This is a genomic window from Streptomyces sp. NPDC037401, assembly GCF_055602345.1.
In genome coordinates this window covers 263,735-280,583 of the sequence record NZ_JBVJWO010000005.1, presented here as the reverse complement: position 1 = coordinate 280,583, position 16,849 = coordinate 263,735, and the positions used below count along the sequence as shown (strand labels likewise).

At 73.2% G+C, this 16,849-nt stretch carries 9 protein-coding genes; 1 reads left to right on the top strand and 8 read right to left on the bottom strand.

Translation table 11 applies throughout. From position 1 onward, the window contains the following. Positions 1-36: 36 nt before the first annotated feature. Positions 37-1,617, bottom strand: coding sequence for a glutamine-hydrolyzing GMP synthase (gene guaA / locus ACZ7H1_RS07000; RefSeq protein WP_470784399.1), 1,581 nt, complete (start codon positions 1,615-1,617; stop codon positions 37-39). 310 nt (positions 1,618-1,927) lie between these two features. On the opposite strand from guaA, the gene ACZ7H1_RS06995 reads away from it, so the two are divergent. Next, entirely contained in the window at positions 1,928-2,215 is a 288-nt protein-coding gene (locus ACZ7H1_RS06995) for a chorismate mutase (protein ID WP_470784398.1), read from the top strand. A gap of 315 nt (positions 2,216-2,530) precedes the next feature. Here the strand turns inward: ACZ7H1_RS06995 and ACZ7H1_RS06990 are convergent, their stop codons facing one another. The 7 genes from ACZ7H1_RS06990 to ACZ7H1_RS06960 form a co-directional block, all read right to left on the bottom strand. After that, positions 2,531-4,138 carry an LPXTG cell wall anchor domain-containing protein gene (locus tag ACZ7H1_RS06990; RefSeq protein ID WP_470784396.1) on the bottom strand — a complete coding sequence of 536 codons (1,608 nt, stop codon included), beginning with the start codon at positions 4,136-4,138 and terminating at the stop codon, positions 2,531-2,533. 221 nt (positions 4,139-4,359) lie between these two features. Then, positions 4,360-6,144, bottom strand: coding sequence for a GMC oxidoreductase (locus ACZ7H1_RS06985; RefSeq protein ID WP_470784395.1), 1,785 nt, complete (start codon positions 6,142-6,144; stop codon positions 4,360-4,362). A gap of 42 nt (positions 6,145-6,186) precedes the next feature. Then, positions 6,187-7,815, bottom strand: a complete 1,629-nt coding sequence (locus ACZ7H1_RS06980; protein ID WP_470784393.1) for a succinic semialdehyde dehydrogenase — start codon at positions 7,813-7,815, stop codon at positions 6,187-6,189. A gap of 159 nt (positions 7,816-7,974) precedes the next feature. Further along, positions 7,975-9,582 carry a serine/threonine-protein kinase gene (locus ACZ7H1_RS06975; RefSeq protein WP_470784391.1) on the bottom strand — a complete coding sequence of 536 codons (1,608 nt, stop codon included), beginning with the start codon at positions 9,580-9,582 and terminating at the stop codon, positions 7,975-7,977. A gap of 128 nt (positions 9,583-9,710) precedes the next feature. Further along, a complete protein-coding gene (locus tag ACZ7H1_RS06970; protein ID WP_470784389.1) occupies positions 9,711-12,314 on the bottom strand; it encodes a protein kinase in 2,604 nt (867 codons plus the stop codon). A 183-nt stretch (positions 12,315-12,497) separates the two neighbouring features. Then, on the bottom strand, positions 12,498-14,846 hold the full coding sequence (locus ACZ7H1_RS06965; protein WP_470784387.1) for a serine/threonine-protein kinase: 2,349 nt from the start codon (positions 14,844-14,846) through the stop codon (positions 12,498-12,500). 177 nt (positions 14,847-15,023) lie between these two features. Next, positions 15,024-16,730: a glycerol-3-phosphate dehydrogenase/oxidase gene (locus ACZ7H1_RS06960; RefSeq protein WP_470784385.1), complete on the bottom strand. Its 1,707-nt coding sequence runs from the start codon at positions 16,728-16,730 to the stop codon at positions 15,024-15,026. Positions 16,731-16,849: the final 119 nt, after the last annotated feature.

The window sequence follows — 16,849 nt, the reverse complement described above, 5'->3', positions numbered from 1 at the left end:
GCGGACGGCGGCCCTGTCACGGGACCCTCGGGGGACCTACTCCCACTCGATGGTGCCCGGCGGCTTGCTCGTGCAGTCCAGGACGACGCGGTTGACGTCCGGGACCTCGTTGGTGATGCGGGTGGAGATGCGGGCGAGCACCTCGTACGGCATCCGGGTCCAGTCGGCCGTCATGGCGTCCTCGGACGAGACCGGGCGCAGCACGATCGGGTGGCCGTAGGTACGGCCGTCGCCCTGCACGCCGACGCTGCGGACGTCCGCGAGCAGGACGACCGGGCACTGCCAGATCTCCCGGTCGAGGCCGGCCGAGGTGAGCTCCGCGCGGGCGATGGCGTCGGCCTCGCGCAGCAGGTCCAGGCGCTCCTTGGTGACCTCGCCGACGATGCGGATGCCGAGGCCGGGGCCCGGGAAGGGCTGGCGCTGGACGATCTCCTCGGGCAGGCCGAGGTCCTGGCCGACCATCCGGACCTCGTCCTTGAACAGCTGGCGCAGCGGCTCGATCAGCTTGAACTCGAGGTCCTCGGGGAGGCCGCCGACGTTGTGGTGCGACTTGATGTTCGCGGTGCCGGTGCCGCCGCCGGACTCGACGATGTCCGGGTACAGGGTGCCCTGGACCAGGAACTCGACGGGCTGGTCGCCGGGGGCCTCGGCGACGATCTCGGCCTGGGCCTGCTCGAAGACCCGGATGAACTCCCGGCCGATGATCTTGCGCTTCTCCTCCGGGTCGGAGACGCCCTTGAGGGCGGTGAGGAAGCGCTCCTGGGCGTCGACGACCTTCAGCTGCACGCCGGTGGCGGCGACGAAGTCCTTCTCGACCTGCTCGGTCTCGCCCTTGCGCATCAGGCCGTGGTCGACGTACACGCAGGTCAGCTGGTTGCCGATGGCCTTCTGGACCAGGGCCGCGGCGACCGCGGAGTCCACGCCGCCGGAGAGGCCGCAGATGGCGCGCTTGTCGCCGACCTGCGCGCGGATCGCCTCGATCTGCTCCTCGATGACGTTGCCGGTGGTCCAGCTGGGCTCGATGCCGGCGCCGCGGTAGAGGAAGTGCTCCAGGATCTGCTGGCCGTGCGTGGAGTGCATCACCTCGGGGTGGTACTGCACGCCGTAGAGCTTCTTCTCGTCGTTCTCGAAGGCCGCGACCGGGACGACGTTCGTGGACGCCGTGACGGTGAAGCCCTCGGGGGCGGCGGAGCAGGCGTCGCCGTGCGACATCCACACCGACTGCTCGGCCGGGGTGCCCTCGAAGAGGGTCGAGCCGACCTTGGAGACGTGCAGCGGAGTGCGGCCGTACTCGCGGGCACCGGTGTTGTCGACCGTGCCGCCGAGGGTGGTGGCCATCAGCTGGAAGCCGTAGCACATGCCGAAGACCGGGACGCCGGCCTCGAACAGCGAGCGGTCGAGCTGCGGTGCGCCCTCTTCGTACACGGAGGACGGGCCGCCGGAGAGGATGATCGCCTTGGGGTTCTTGGCCAGCATCTCGGCCACGGGCATCGTGCCGGGCACGATCTCGCTGTAGACCCGGGCCTCACGGACGCGGCGGGCGATGAGCTGGGCGTACTGCGCGCCGAAGTCGACAACGAGGACGGTGTCAGGGGCGGCGGAGGGTGCTTCTGGCACGGGGCGGCCTTCCGGCGGAAAGAGGGGCTGTTTCACTCGGGCTGTTTGTCGATTCTAACGGGGCGCGTACACCCGCATTCGTCTCACCATCCGAACCCGCTTGGTGCCGGGGCGGGTGGAGGGCCATAATCCGTCTCGTGCGCAAGCAGCTGAGCTTCCTCTTTACCTATGGCACCGGTCGGTCCGGTCGCCATGGGTATGCGTGCTGCTCCGCTTGAGCCGCTGACTTCCCGAAGCGCCCCGGTCCGACAGGACCGGGGCGCTTCCGCGTTTCCCGCTCCTGTCGGCACACACCCCACAGGAGAGACCCATGAGCACCACTGCCACCGCCACCGCTGCCGCCGCGACCGCCCCCGAGCGGCTGATCGCCGATTCCCGCGAGCGCATCGACGCGATCGACGACCGGATCATCGGTCTGATCCAGGAACGCATGGCCGTCTCGGCCGTGATCCAGGAGGCCCGGATCGGCTCCGGCGGCCGCCGCGTGCACCTCTCGCGCGAGATGGAGGTGCTGGCGCACTTCTCCGACGCGCTGGGCACCAAGCCGGGCACCGCGCTCGCGATGACGCTGCTGGAGCTGTGCCGGGGCCGCGTCTGAGGCCCCGAGCGGCCGTTCGTCACTCGTCCGGACCGTGACCGGCCCCGCGGGGCTTCGTTGGTGAGGTTGTCCGTGCCAGCCAGGCGCGGGCCCGCACGAACCACGCGTGGCTCCGCTGGAGCGATGAGACGTACGGCCCGTGGAGCGTACGTCGTGGGACCTCGCTCCAGCGTGTGACCGGACGGCAGGGGACAGCAGCCCGGTCACCCCAAAGGACGGCCGGCACCGGGGACGCCCGGGGCCGGCTGCTCCGTCTTTCCTGCGGCCTTCACGGCCGTACGCGCCTTCCTGCGGCCTTCACGGCCGTACGCAGCGCTACGCGCCGCCCGTCCGGCGCCGGAACGCGAACACCAGCGCCCCGCCGGCCAGCAGCGCCGCCCCGGCGAGGCCGGTCATGACACCCGCTCCGGATCCGGTGTTGGCGAGGTCGCCGCCCGCACCGGGCGAGGCGGAGGCGGACGGCGACGCCGTCGCACTCGCCGTGGCCCCGGGGGTCGGCGTCGCGGCGGTCGGGGTGGCGCTCGCCGAGGGGGTCGGCGAGGCCGTCGCCTTCGGGTTCAGGAGGATCTGCGCGGTGTCGTCGGCCGGCTGCCGGTCGGCCGGGACCACCCGGTCGCCGGAGAAGGCCCCGCCCACGGTGACGGTGCTCGCGGCGCCGGGCACGTACCGCTCGATCTCCAGCCGGAACGCGAAGGTCTCCCCATGCCCGTCGAGGAAGAACGTCCGCTTCGAGAGGCAGAAGTAGCGGGGGGCGCCCAGCTGCTCGGCGCGCTGCGCGCCGTCGGCGGTGCGGGCGTGGCACTGCGCGGGCTTCTCGATGACGCGCGCGCCCTCGGGGATGCGTACGTCGGCCACGCCGATGGCCCCGCCGTCCGGGTCCTCCGTCCACGCGGGACCGAGGTTGCGCAGGCCGGGTGCCATGGTGACGGTCTCGCCCGCCGCGCTCTTGAGGGTGGCGCCGATGGCGGCGAAGTTCGCGGTGTTGCCCTCGGTGCGGAAGTCGAAGGCCTGGCCGTTGTCGTGCGGGTTCGGGTCCGCGGACAGGGCCGCCTGCTTGCGCGGCTTCAGGAGCAGGCCGCCGGGGCCCTGGAGGCGGCCGGTCCCGGCCTGCGGCTGCCGGGACGGGACCGTCAGCTCGTACGCGAACCGGTCGTACAGGGCGTGCGCGTTGGTGCGCAGGGTGAGCGCGCCGTCGAGCTCGTAGGTGGCTCCCGCCTCGAAGGGGCCGGTGAACGAGCAGACGACGCTGCTCTCGCGGGCCGCGCGGGCAGGGGCGGGGTAGGTGCAGTTGTCGTAGCGCTCGACGATCTCCAGGCCGCGGGTGGTCCGCAGTTCCAGGCTCAGCGCTGCCGCGTCCACGACGCCCCGGTTCTTGAAGGCGAGGGGGATCGGCTGCCGGTCCCCCGCCTCGGTGTCCTCCGGCATGGTGAAGGGGATCACGGAGACGTCGGGGGCACCGACGGTGACGGTGGTGGTGAGCGGCGCGATCGTGGCGCCCTCGGCGGTGGCGGTGATCTTCATCTGCCCGGACGCGCCGGGCGCGGCTCCCTTCGCCGCGGTAAGGCCGAGGGCGATCAGGTCGCCGCCGGAGAGGCCCCTGTCGCCCTCGCAGGTGGCGACGGAGCCCTTCAGCTCGCACGTCGGGCCTGTCGTGGTGCCCAGGTCCTCGACGTCCACGATGCCGGCGAGACCGGTGAAGTCGATGGTGGCCTTGTACGGCTTGCTCCACCTGAGTTCGTCCGTGCCGTCGACGATCCGGTAGCGCGCCGACGTCTGCCGCGGGGCGCCGGACGCCGGGGCCGGCTGTACGGACACTCCGGCGGGACCGTCGACCTTGAACGTGGGTACCTCTGCGGCGGACACCGGAGCGACGAGGCCCAGGGTCGCCAGGCCTGCCGCCACCAGCAGGGAAATTCGCTTCATGCACCCATCGACCCATGAAGATCGGGTGGAGTTGCATGCTCCGAGGTCACGAATTGTGAACGATGCATACGCCACACATATTCGTGTGACCCACGCCACAGGAAATTTCCGTCCCGGCCGTACAACCATCGGCGGTGATCGCGTGTCACACAAGCGGAACCAACGCTCCGGCGTGAGGGGCTGCACGCGGAGGGGGCGTGCAGCCCCTTTCGTTCTGCCCGTTACGCCGGCTTCTTCGGCGGCACCTCCGGCACGGCCAGGAAGGGCAGCCGCAGCGCGCCGAAGGCCTCCTTCGGCACCGCCGGACTGACCGGCTCCACCGCCGCGAGCCGTTCGTACGCCGCTCCCTGCTCCGGACGCGCGTCCCGCTCGCCGTTGTTCGGCCAGTACGACATGGCGCGCTCGGCCTGGGCCGTGATGGTCAGGGACGGGTTGACGCCCAGGTTCGCGGAGACCGCCGAGCCGTCCACGACCGAGATGCCCGGGTGTCCGTACAGCCGGTGGTAGGGATCGACGACGCCTTCCTCGGCGCTCGCGCCGATCGGGCAGCCGCCCAGGAAGTGCGCGGTCAGCGGAGTGCCCATCAGCTCGCCGACGTTGCTGCCCGCGAAGCCGTTGATCTCCTCGGCCAGCAGGCTCGCCGCCTCGGTCGCCTCCGCGATCTGGGTCGGGTTGGGCGCGCCGTGCCCCTGGCGGGCGGTGAGCAGGCCCTTCCCGATGCCGCCGGGCTTGCGGTAGGTGGTGAGCGAGTTGTCCAGCGACTGCATGACCAGTCCGATGATCGTGCGCTCGGACCAGCGGCGGTTGGAGAGCGAGCGCAGCAGCTGGAGGGGGTGGGTGGCCGTGCGGCCGAGCCAGGCCAGCACCCGGTGCTTGCCGTAGGGGACCTGGAGGACCGTCATGAACCCCATCGCGTTGGAGCCCTTGCCGTAGCGGACCGGCTCGATGTGGGTGTCGGCGTTGGGGTGGACGGAGGAGGTGATGGCCACGCCGTGGGTGAAGTCCGCGCGCGCCTCGCCGCCGTGCTTGCGGCGGTAGCGGCGGTCGTCGGTCTGGGCGCCGACCAGGCCCTCGGAGTTGGTCCGGGTCAGGTCGCCGAGCCGGGCCGAGATCCGGGGCAGTTCGCCGCGGTCCTTCATGGTGTGCAGCAGGGTCTGGGTGCCGTACGTCCCGGCGGCGACGACGACGTACCGCGCGCGGAGCACCTTCGCGCGGCCCCGGCGACGGCCGTCGGTGGGGACGGTCCGCACCCGGTAGCCGCCCTCGGGGTGGTCGGCGAGTGCGGTGACCGTGGTCATCGGGTGGATGACCGCGCCCGCCCGCTCGGCCAGGTGGAGGTAGTTCTCGTTCAGGGTGTTCTTCGCGCCGTGCCGGCAGCCGGTCATGCACTCGCCGCACTCGGTGCAGGCCTTGCGGGAGGGTCCGGCGCCGCCGAAGTACGGGTCGGGCACCTCCTCGCCGGGCCGGGCGCGCACCGTGCCCTCGGCGTCCTGGCCGTCGCCGAAGAAGACGCCGACGGGGGCCATGTGGAAGGTGTCGCCGACGCCCATCCGGTCGGCCACGGCCTTCAGGTGGACGTCCGAGGCGGTCATGGTCGGGTTGAGCCGGACGCCGAGCATCCGCCGGGCCTGGTCGTAGTACGGCGCCAGCTCCTCCTGCCAGTCGGTGATCGACGCCCACTGGCGGTCCCGGAAGAAGGCCGGCGGCGGGACGTACAGGGTGTTGGCGTAGTTCAGCGAGCCGCCGCCCACCCCCGCGCCCGCCAGCACCATCACCTTGCCGAGCAGGTGGATGCGCTGGATCCCGTACAGCCCGAGGGCCGGCGCCCACAGGTAGTCGCGCAGGGACCACGAGGTGCGGGGCAGGCTCTCGCGGGTGAACCGGCGTCCCGCCTCCAGGACGCCGACGCGGTAGCCCTTCTCCGTGAGCCGCAGTGCCGAGACCGACCCTCCGAAGCCCGATCCGATGACGATGACGTCGTAGTCGTAGTCGTAGTCGTACGACACTGCCGTGCCTCCCAGGGGATGTGCCGTGCCAGAGGGGGATGTTCAGCGCAGGCGGAGGGTCTTCATGACCTTGAGGCTGCGGGTCATGAACGCGGCGTACTTGTCGTCGTCCATGCCCAGCGAGGGGGCCATCGGGAGCAGGCGCTGGTGGGCGACGGTCTGGGCCTCGGTGTACTTGAGGATGCCCTCGGAGCCGTGCCGGCGGCCCAGGCCGGAGTCCTTCATGCCGCCCATGGGCGCCTGGACGCTGCCGTAGGCCGGGGCGTAGCCCTCGTTGATGTTCACGGTGCCGGTGCGCAGCCGGGCGGCGACCGCGTGGCCGCGGCGGGCGTCCTTGGTCCACACGCTGGAGTTGAGGCCGTACGGGGTGGCGTTGGCGAGCGCGATCGCCTCGTCCTCGTCCGTGAAGCGGTAGATGGAGACCACGGGCCCGAAGGTCTCCTCGGCGCACACGGCCATGGGGGCCTCGACGCCGTCGAGGATCGTGGGCTCGAAGAAGAGCGGGCCGATGTCGGGGCGTGCCACGCCGCCCGCGACGAGCGTCGCGCCCTTGGCGACGGCTTCGTCGACGTGCCGCTGCACGGTCTCCAGCTGGCGTTCGCCGACCAGCGAGCCCATGTCCGCGCCGTACGCGAGCGAGCTGCCGAGCCGCATGGCCTTGGTGCGGGCGGCGAAGCGCTCGACGAAGGCGTCGGCGATCGAGGCGTGCACGTACAGCCGCTCGATGGATATGCAGAGCTGGCCGGCGGAGGAGAAGCAGGCGCGGACGGCGCCGGCGGCGGCCTTCTCCACGTCGGCGTCGTGCAGCACCAGCATGGCGTTCTTGCCGCCGAGTTCGAGGGTGACGCCGACGAGCCGGGCGGCCGCGCCCTGGGCGACCTCGCGGCCGGTGCGGGTGGAGCCGGTGAAGGAGACGTAGTCGGCGTGCCGGACGACCTCGGGGCCTACGACGGGGCCCTCGCCCAGCACGACCTGGAAGACCTCGCCGGGCAGGCCCGCCTCGATCAGCAGCTCGCGGGCCCACAGGGCGGTCAGCGCGGTCTCGGTGTCGGGCTTCATGACGACGGCGTTGCCCGCGACGAAGGCGGGCAGCGCGTCGCCGACGGAGAGTTCGAGGGGGTAGTTCCAGGGGGCGATCTGCCCGACGACCCCGCGCGGCTGGCGCAGCTCGGTGACCTTGGTGAGGGTGGGCATGGCCCCGGCGTGGCCGCGCGGGCGCAGGTACGCGGGGGCCTTGCGGCCGTAGTGGCGGGCGGCCACGGCGACGGCCTGGACCTCTTCGTGGGCGTGGAGACGGGCCTTGCCGGTCTCCAGCTGGATCAGGTCGAGGATCTCGGCCTGGCGGTCGAGGAGCAGGTCGTGGAAGCGCAGCAGGACGGCGGCGCGCCTGCGGACGGGCAGGGCGGCCCAGGCGGCCTGGGCGGTGCGGGCGGCGGCGAAGGCGGCCGCGACCTCCTCGGGCGAGGACTCGGGCAGGTCGGCCAGCTTCTCCCCGGTGAAGGGGGTGTGGTTGGCGGTCCGGCCCGAGCCGGTGACCCCGCGGGTCAGGCGGGAGACCAGCCCGGGGGTGACCACGTCGGCGGCGGTACGCGCACCGGCCGGGGCGGGGGCCACCGGATTGGTCGCGACAGGGACGCTGCGGAGGGGGGCCGGGGCCTGCGAGTCCGTCATGGCGGTGAGCGTATGACGTTCCGGGCACCCTTGGGTACCCATCGGTAACCATTTTTTGGCATCGCGCCAGTGATCACTGGCAGAACTGGCCTGAACTGCGTGGATCGGGCCGCCGGCGGCCTGACGGAGGCTGCGGCGGCCTACGGGGCCAACGACTGCTTACGGGGCCTGCCAGCCGCGCAGCGCGGTGTCGAACTGCTCGCGGGTCTGCGCCCAGTCCTCCTGCGGCCCGGCCATGAAGATCGCGTACTCCGTGCCGCTCGGCGCCACGTACATCTGGTCGATGGCGCGGCGCTCGCCCGGGAAGTCCTTGCGCTCGGTCCAGGTGAACTCCCAGATGGCCGCCTGGGTCGTGTCCCGGAAGGTGTTCGGGTGCAGGGTCTGGCGCTTGTAGTCCAGCCGCTTGCGGACCTGCTTCTCCAGGTCGAGCATGTGCGCGTACGGGTTCGGGAACGCCGGGGACTTGTCGATGCCGATCCGGATGCGGTGCCGGCCGTTGTCGGGCGTGTAGTCGATCTGGTCCCCGTCCGCCTGGCGGCGCCAGCCCTGCGGCACCCACAGCGTGAACCCCTCCGGGTCCGTGACCTGCCGCCAGCCCTCCGGCAGCGCCCCGGCCCCGGTGCCCGTCTTTCCTTCGGCCGTACGGCTGCCCGTGGACCCGGCGGTGGATCCGGCGGTGGTGCCCGTGCCCTTCCCGCCGCCCTCCTCGCCTTCGTAGTACTTGAGCACGCCGAAGGCCAGCCCGCCGCCGAGCAGCGCGGCCACGACGGCCACGACGGCCGCCCGCTTGAGCAGTCCGGCGCCCTGCGGAGGCTGCGGGGCCACGTGGAGCGGCGGCCGCTGCTCGCGCAGGGGCGCCGCGGGCCCCGTCGCGGGCGCGGGCGGCTCCTCGGCGGTGAGCCGCTGGGTCGGTACGTACGCGTGGGCGGAGCGGGGCTCGCGGCCCTCCATCGCCTCGATGAGCATCTGCTCGGCCTCGGCCGCCGAGGGGCGCTCGGCGGGGTCCTTGCGCAGCAGGGCCGTGATGACCGGGCCGAGCGCGCCCGCCTGCGACGGCGGCGGGGGTTCGTCGTGGACGACGGCCGCAAGGCTGGAGATGGGCGAGGTGCGGCGGAACGGCGAGCGGGCCTCGACCGCGGTGTACAGGGTGGCGCCCAGCGACCACAGGTCGGAAGCCGGGTCGGGGGCGCCGCCGGTGACCCGCTCGGGGGCCAGGTAGTCGATGGAGCCGATCAGTTCGCCGGTCCGCGTGATGGAGGAGTCCCCCTCGATGGCCGCGATGCCGAAGTCGGTGAGCAGTACCCGGCCGTCCTTCGCCAGGAGCACGTTGCCGGGCTTCACGTCGCGGTGCAGGACGCCGACGGCGTGCGCGGCACGCAGGGCGCCGAGGACGTGGAGGCCGATGCGGGCCGCCTCGCGGGGCTCGATGCGGCCGGCGGCCTTGGCCGCTTCGGCGAGCGAGGGGCCGTCGATGTACTCCATGACGATCCACGGGCGGTTGTCGTGTTCGAGCACGTCGTGGACGGTGACCACGGCCGGGTGCGCGATCCGTGCGGCCGCGCGGGCCTCCTTCTGCGTACGGGCGTGCAGGACGGCCCGGTCGGCTTCGGCGACGTACAGACCCGCCGTCAGTTCCTTGACGGCGACCGTCCTGTGCAGCACCTCGTCGTGCGCACGCCAGACCTTGCCCATGCCACCGGTGCCGATGGACTCGCCGAGCCGGTAACGGCCCGCGAGCACCGCGCCCGCACCTGTCCTGTGATTCACGAAATCCTGCCGCTTCTCCGCTTTCGGATGGCCAGATTACGGAGCGCGGAAGGATCCTCGGTACCGCGGAGGGGCTGCGAGACCGCACTGTGACGCAACTGTCGGTTTCGGCCCCCGACCCGGTTGCCTCAGGCGCCCGACTGGTAACTGGCCGTGGCCCGTTCGTAGATCTCGGTGACCTTCTCGCGGCTGTCCTCGGGGCCGACGACCATGAGGACGTGGTACCGGCCGCCGAGCGCGACGACGCGGTTGCGGACGTAGACGGACCGGCCGCTCGCGTCGTTCCAGGTGTACTGGCCCTCGGCCATGACCTTCTGACCGACGGTGACCTGCCGCGCCTCGATCTGCTGGGCCCAGCTGGAGGCGCGGAAGGGTTCCAGTTCGCGTTCCTTGTCGCGCTGGTAGCCGAGCGGGTCGGGGGTGCCCTGGACGGCGTCCCGGCCCGGTACGACGATCAGTTCGTGGTCGCCGTCCGCATAGCGGACCTGCCCGGCGTCGTTGAGGGAGCGCCGGTCCCAGCCTTCGGGGACCGCGACCTGGAAGCCCTCGCTGTCCTTGACCAGGGTGTAGCCCTTGGGGACGGTGGCGGGCGGCGAGCCGGGGCGGGTGGTCTGCGGATCCGGCTTCGGCTTCGCCGTCGGGGTCGGGGCGGGGCTGTCGTCCGGAGTGCCGCCGGAGTCCGGCCCCGAACTCTTCGCGGGGCCGGGGCCGGGGCCGGTGGCGGCCGGCGGGCGCTGCCCGACGTCCTTGCCCGCGGGCTCCGTCTTCGGCAGGAAGACCATCGCGTAGAGCACGGCGCCCGTCAGCGCGACGAGCACGCCGAGCAGGAGGTTCCGCCCCAGGGAGCGCGCGGCCTTCGGGCGGGCCTGCGGCCGGGGCCGGGGCCGGGAGGGTGCGGGCCGGGCCGGCCTGGACGGTGCCGACTGCGCGCCCGGCGCCTCGGCGGCGCTGTGGAACTCCTCCGTCTCCACGGACTTCGGGGTGCGTTCCGAAGCCGCCCGCCTCCCGGGCTTCGGCGCGGACTTGGGGCGCCCGGCCTGCCGGTGGCGGCCGTGCCCGGCGGAATCTCTCCCTCCGCCCGACTGCCACCGCCTGCGGACCAGTTCGCCGCGCCGCCGCACGATCGGCAGCCGGGCCGCGTCGGGTGCGGGCGCCGGGACCACCTGCGTCCCGGCGTCCGGCTCCGGCGCCGAGCGCACGAGCGAGCGCAGCCAGCCGCGCAGCTCCTCGAAGTCCGGCCGCTCCGTGGGGTCCTGGCGCAGCAGCGACTCGACGACGGGGCGCAGCGGGCCGCACTCCTCGGCGAACGCCGGCGGTTCGGAGCACACCATCTCGACCAGCTCGGCGGCGCTGTCCTCCGGGTAGGGCGCGTGGCCCTGGACGACGCGGTAGAGCAGGGCGCCGAGCGCCCACAGGTCGGTGGCGGGCCCGACCGGTGCGGCGAGCTGCCAGTACTCGTGGACGGGATGGGCCTGCTCCGGGGCCCAGCGCTCGGTGACGGCCCCGACGACCGTGATCCGGGTCTGCCGGGCCCGCTCGGCGGCCAGCGGCGTACCGGGTCCGCGCCCGGCTGCCGGAACGGCGTCCGGCTCGTCCCAGCCGGACCGGCCGCCGGACGGCTGCACGGGCACGGCCACGGGCAGGGGCGCCGGTACGGGGGCGGGGGCGGGCGGCTCGGGCGCGGGAGCCGGCGCGAGCTCGGGCGCGGGCGTGTACCCGGCGGGCAGGGCCGGGGTCCGCGGGGTGGCCCCGTGCCAGGTGGCGTCCGGTCCGCCGTACGGATACGAGTAGCCCTGCGGGAGGTTGGAGCCCTGCGGCCGGGTCTCCGGCTCGGCGGCCCGGCGCTCCTCGGCGGCGCGCGCGGCGGCCTGGGCGCCGGCCCGGTAGGCGGCGATGGCCCCGGCCCGCGCTGCGGCCTTGAGGTCCGCGGCGCTGCCGCCGTGGCCCGCCTCGAAGGGCTGCCGGGGCTCGGGGGGCCGGGGCACGGCCGCGGACTGCGGAGGTACGGCTCCGGGGGCGGGGGCGGACGGGGCCGCCGGCACGGGCGGAGGCAGGGGCGAGGGCGGCAAAGAAGACGGCGGCACGGCCGGTTCCGGTGCCGCGTCCTCGGACGGCGGCACCACGTCGTAACCGCACAGGGCCTCTTCGGCCGCACCAGCCGCCAGGCCGGTGAGGACCACCCGGCCGTCCTCGCAGACCAGGACCGTGCGCGTGGTGATGTTCCGGTGGGTCCAGCCGTGCGCGTGCAGCACCCGCAGGGCCGTGAGCACGTCGGAGGCGACCTCGGCCGCCCGGTAGGGGCTCAGGGGCCGTTCGGCGAGCAGGGCCGCGAGCGGGCGGGCTCGTACCAGTTCACTGACTATCCACAGCGAGCCGCCCTCGGCGAACACGTCGAAGACCTGGTCCAGCCGCGGGTGGTCGGGGATCCCGGCGGCCGCCTGGGCCGCCTCGATCGCGCGCCGCACGTCGGGGTCGGCGGGCCGCCGGGTGGCGCCGGGCTCCCAGGGCCTGCGGCCGCCGTAGCCGGGGCGGCCGGGTGCGCCCGCTGCGCCCCGGCCCTCGGCGTCGAGCAGTTCGGCGTCCACGATCTCCGGCAGCGGCACCTGCCGGACCAGTACCTCCTGGCCGCTGCGGGTGTCGAACGCACGGGTCTCCACCAGTTCGAACTCGTCGGACGGCGGCAGCGGCAGACGGTAGCGGTCGGCAAGGACCCTTCCCGCGTACTCCTCCACGACCCGCCTCCCCAGAGCGTTCCCCCGTCACGAGCAGCCACGGCTCGTACGCGGCGAAACGGGCCAATTCCGGTCGCATACCGGCCCATTGCGGCTGCGTACGGTCCGCGGTCTCTCACGATACGTCGCAGGGGCCACCCGCGTCGCGGGTCCGGCGAGGTCAGGCGGGTCGGACCGGCCGGGTCAGTCCTTGGGCTGGAACGTCGCGAAGGCCGTGTCCCGCAGCGTCTTGCACTCCGGGCCGTCCCACTCGTCAGCCTTGCAGCTGATCATGATGGCGTAGCCGTGCGAGGCGTCGACCTTGAAGCCGCGGTTGAGTATCCGCACCCGGATCCCGCCCTGGTCGCGCTCGAACTGCCAGTCCGCAACGGTCGGGTAGCCGCGGTAGTCCTTCTCCGCGATCCCGATGAGCTTGTAGCCGCTGCTGCTGTACTTGACGGCCGTGGCGAGCTGGAGCCAGGCGAGCCGGGCGTCGTCGAGGGGGCTGTCGTTGAAGTCGACCTGCACCCGGGGGAATCCGCCGTCGCGGTTGTAGATCCCGCCGGAGTTGCGGCCCGCTATGTCGTTCCTCTTGAAGTCCTTGGGCATGGCCATCGTGAAGTGGAAGCGGCTGTCGGTGACCTGCACGTATCCGGCGGGCAGCGCGCCCTGGCCGGTGCCGGTGCCGGTGCCCGTCCCCTTGCCGTCGCCCTTGCCCTGGCTCTGCCCCTGGCCCTGGGCCGCGCCCCTGCCGTCGCCCTGGCCCGTCCCCTTGCCGTCGCCCTGACCCTGCTCCTGGGTCTGGCCGGAGCCGGCGGTGGCGGCGCCGCCGGACGCGGCGCCGGAGGATCCGGTCGCGGGCGAGCCCGACGAGGCGGCGGACGTACGGCCGTCCTTGCCCTTCTTGCCGGGCGACTCGTCATCGCTGAAGGCGTACGCGATGACCCCGCCGATGGCGGCCAGCACGGCGACCAGCGCGACGATCGTCAGCGCGATCGTGCGGCGCGGCACCACGTCCGTCAGCGAGGCGGCCGGGGCCACCCGCCGCCCGGACGCCGGCTCCGGCGCGGGCTTGCCCTCGCTCTTCACCGCCGAGGCGGCGGCGGCGCGTACGGCGGAGAGCGCGGCCTTGGCCCGCTCCTTGTCCTGGGCGATCCGGGCGGCCCGAGCCGCCTTGGCGGCCTCCTTGGCCTTCGCCGCTTCCTTCGCGGCCTCCCTGGCCGCCTCGCGGGCCGCTTCCTTGTCCTTCGCCGGGTCCGCCTCCGGTACGGGCGGCAGGGCGATCACGCGGGTCTGGTCGGCGGGCGGCTCGGGCTCGGGCTCCGGCGCGTTGACGACGGCGTTCAGCAGGGCGCGCGCACCCGCGTCGTCGAGCCGCTGCTCGGGGTCCTTGGCCAGCAGGCCGTAGATGACGTCGGTCAGCGGGCCGGCGTTCTTCGGCGGGTCCACCTGTTCGGTCATCACGGCCGTCAGCGTCGCGAGGGCGGAGCCCTTGTCGTACGGCGGAACGCCCTCGACGCACGCGTAGATGAGGCCGCCCAGCGACCACATGTCGGCGGGCGGGCCGGGCTTGTAACCGCGGGCCCGCTCGGGCGAGATGTACGAGGGCGCGCCGACGAGCATGCCGGTGGAGGTGACCGAGGGGTCGCCCTCGACCTGGGCGATGCCGAAGTCGGTGAGGACGACGCGGCCGCTGTCGGAGATGAGGACGTTGGACGGCTTCACGTCGCGGTGCAGGATGCCCTCGCGGTGTGCGGCGCGCAGCACGTCGAGCACCGCGAGGCCGACCTCGGCCGCCCGGCGCGGGGTCAGCGTGCCCTTCTCGCGGATGAACTCCGCGAGGGAGGAGCCCTCGACGAGCTCCATCACGATCCAGGGGCGGTCGTCCTCGTGCACGACGTCGAAGACGGTGACCGCGCCGCCGCTGCGGATCCGGGCGATGGCCTTGGCCTCGCGCAGGGTCCGGGTGATCAGGCGGCGCTTCTCGTCCTCGTCGATGGCGGACGGGAAGCGGAGTTCCTTGACGGCGACGGTGCGGCCGAGGGTTTCGTCGACCGCCCGCCAGACCGTGCCCATGCCGCCCTTGCCGAGGACGCGTCCGAGCCGGTAGCGGCCGGCGAGCAGCTGGCCCTCGTGGTCGCCGGTCGCCGACGGTCCGTCAGTGTTCTTCTTGGCGAGCGCGACCGGCTTGCCGCCGGCCTTGACCGCCGGAACCGCCTTGCCGGCCGCCGCCTTCGCCGTCTCGGCGACGGGCTTGGCGCCGGGCTCGGCAGCGGGCTCGGCAGCGGGCTTGGCCTCGGGCTCGGCAGCGGGCTCGGACACGGCCTGTGCAGCAGGTCCGCCAACGGCCTTGGCGGCAGGCGTGTCAACTGGCTTGTCGGCGGGCTCGGGAACGGGCGCGGCCGCGGGCGCGTCGGCAGGGTCGGCGCCGGCCTCCACCGCGGTCTCGGCAGCCGTCCCGGGAGCAGCCCCGACAGCGGGCTCGGCGTCCGAGGGGGTACGGCTGCCGCCCGCGAGGGCATCCGGCTTGCGCGTGTGCTCCGGCTTCGACATGCGTCCCCTCTTGCGTTCGTGCCGCCTGCGGTCACTCACCGGACCACACCCCACGTCAGTGGGGAGCGCGGCAACCCGCCCCGGCAGGAACCTCATTGTTCCTCACTCCGGCACGGACGGATGCCCGGGGTCCGCGGTTCCACGGAACCTCAGAAGGTCCTCAAGATCACAAAATCCTCAGAGCGGCACGATGTCCGGTGCTCCCAGCCGGGCCGCGTCCGCCGTCTGGTCGTCCGGCTGACGCTGGGATTCCCTTTCCGCCTGCACCCGCTTCTCGTAGTGCTCGATCTCCTTCTCGATCTGCTCCTTGTCCCAGCCCAGCACCGGCGCCATCAGTTCGGCGCACTCCCGTGCGCAGCGCGTCCCGCGGTCGAAGGTCTCGATCGAGATCCGGGTCCGGCGGGTCAGTACGTCGTCCAGATGGCGGGCGCCCTCGTGCGAGGCGGCGTACACCACCTCGGCGCGCAGGTAGTCGTCGGCCCCGCCCAGCGGCTCCCCCAGCCCCGCGTCCCGCGCGATGAGTTCGAGCAGTTCCTCCGTCAGGGAGCCGTAGCGGTTGAGCAGATGCTCGACCCGCGCCACGTGCAGTCCGGTGCGCGCCGCGGTCCGCGCCCGGGCGTTCCACAGCGCGCGGTAGCCCTCGGCGCCCAGCAGCGGCACGTCCTCGGTGACACACGCGGCCACCCGCTGGTCCAGGCCGTGCACGGCCTCGTCCACGGCGTCCTTCGCCATCACGCGGTACGTCGTGTACTTGCCGCCCGCCACGACGACCAGGCCCGGGGCCGGGTGGGCGACCGTGTGCTCCCGGGACAGCTTGCTCGTCGCGTCGGACTCGCCGGCCAGCAGCGGCCGCAGGCCCGCGTACACGCCCTGGACGTCCTCCCGGGTCAACGGCACCGCCAGGACGGAGTTCACGTGCTCGAGCAGGTAGTCGATGTCCGCGCTCGACGCCGCCGGGTGGGCCTTGTCGAGGTCCCACTCCGTGTCTGTGGTCCCGACGATCCAGTGCCGGCCCCACGGGATCACGAACAGCACGGACTTCTCGGTGCGCAGGATCAGCCCACTGGACGAATGGATCCGGTCCTTCGGTACGACCAGGTGGATGCCTTTCGACGCCCGTACGTGGAACTGGCCGCGCTCCCCGATCAGCGCCTGGGTGTCGTCCGTCCACACGCCGGTGGCGTTCACGACCTGCTTGGCCCGGATGCGGTACTCGCCGCCGCCCTCGACGTCCTGGACCGTGGCGCCGACCACCCGCTCGCCCTCGCGCAGGAATCCGACCACCCGGGCGCGGTTCGCGGCGAGCGCGCCGTACGCCGCGGCCGTGCGCACGAGCGTGGCGACGTACCGGGCGTCGTCCATCTGGGCGTCGTAGTACTGGAGCGCCCCCACCAGTGCGTCCTTGCGCAGGCAGGGGGCGACGCGCAGGGCGCGCTTGCGGGAGAGGTGCCGGTGCACGGGCAGTCCGCGCCCGTGGCCGCTCGACACGGACATGGCGTCGTACAGCGCGACGCCCGATCCGGCGTAGAACCGCTCCCAGCCCTTGTGCTGCAGCGGATACAGGAAGGGCACGGGCTTGACCAGGTGCGGGGCCAGCCGCCCCAGCAGCAGCCCGCGCTCCTTGAGCGCCTCGCGCACGAGCGCGAAGTCGAGCATCTCCAGATAGCGCAGCCCGCCGTGGATCAGCTTGCTCGACCGGCTCGACGTGCCCGAGGCCCAGTCCCGCGCCTCCACCAGGCCGGTCGACAGGCCCCGGGTGACCGCGTCGAGCGCCGTGCCCGCGCCCACCACCCCCGCGCCCACCACCAGCACGTCCAGCTCGCGCTCGGCCATCCGGGCGAGCGCCTCGCTGCGCTGCGCGGGTCCCAGTGTCGCTGTCCTCACCGCTGCCTCCCGTTGATGCGGGTGTTCCGGTTGGTACGGGTGGTCCCGCTCGCATCCCCCTCGTCACGATTCTGACGGGATGCACCCGGTTCAGCCACCGCCTGTGGACAACACAACGG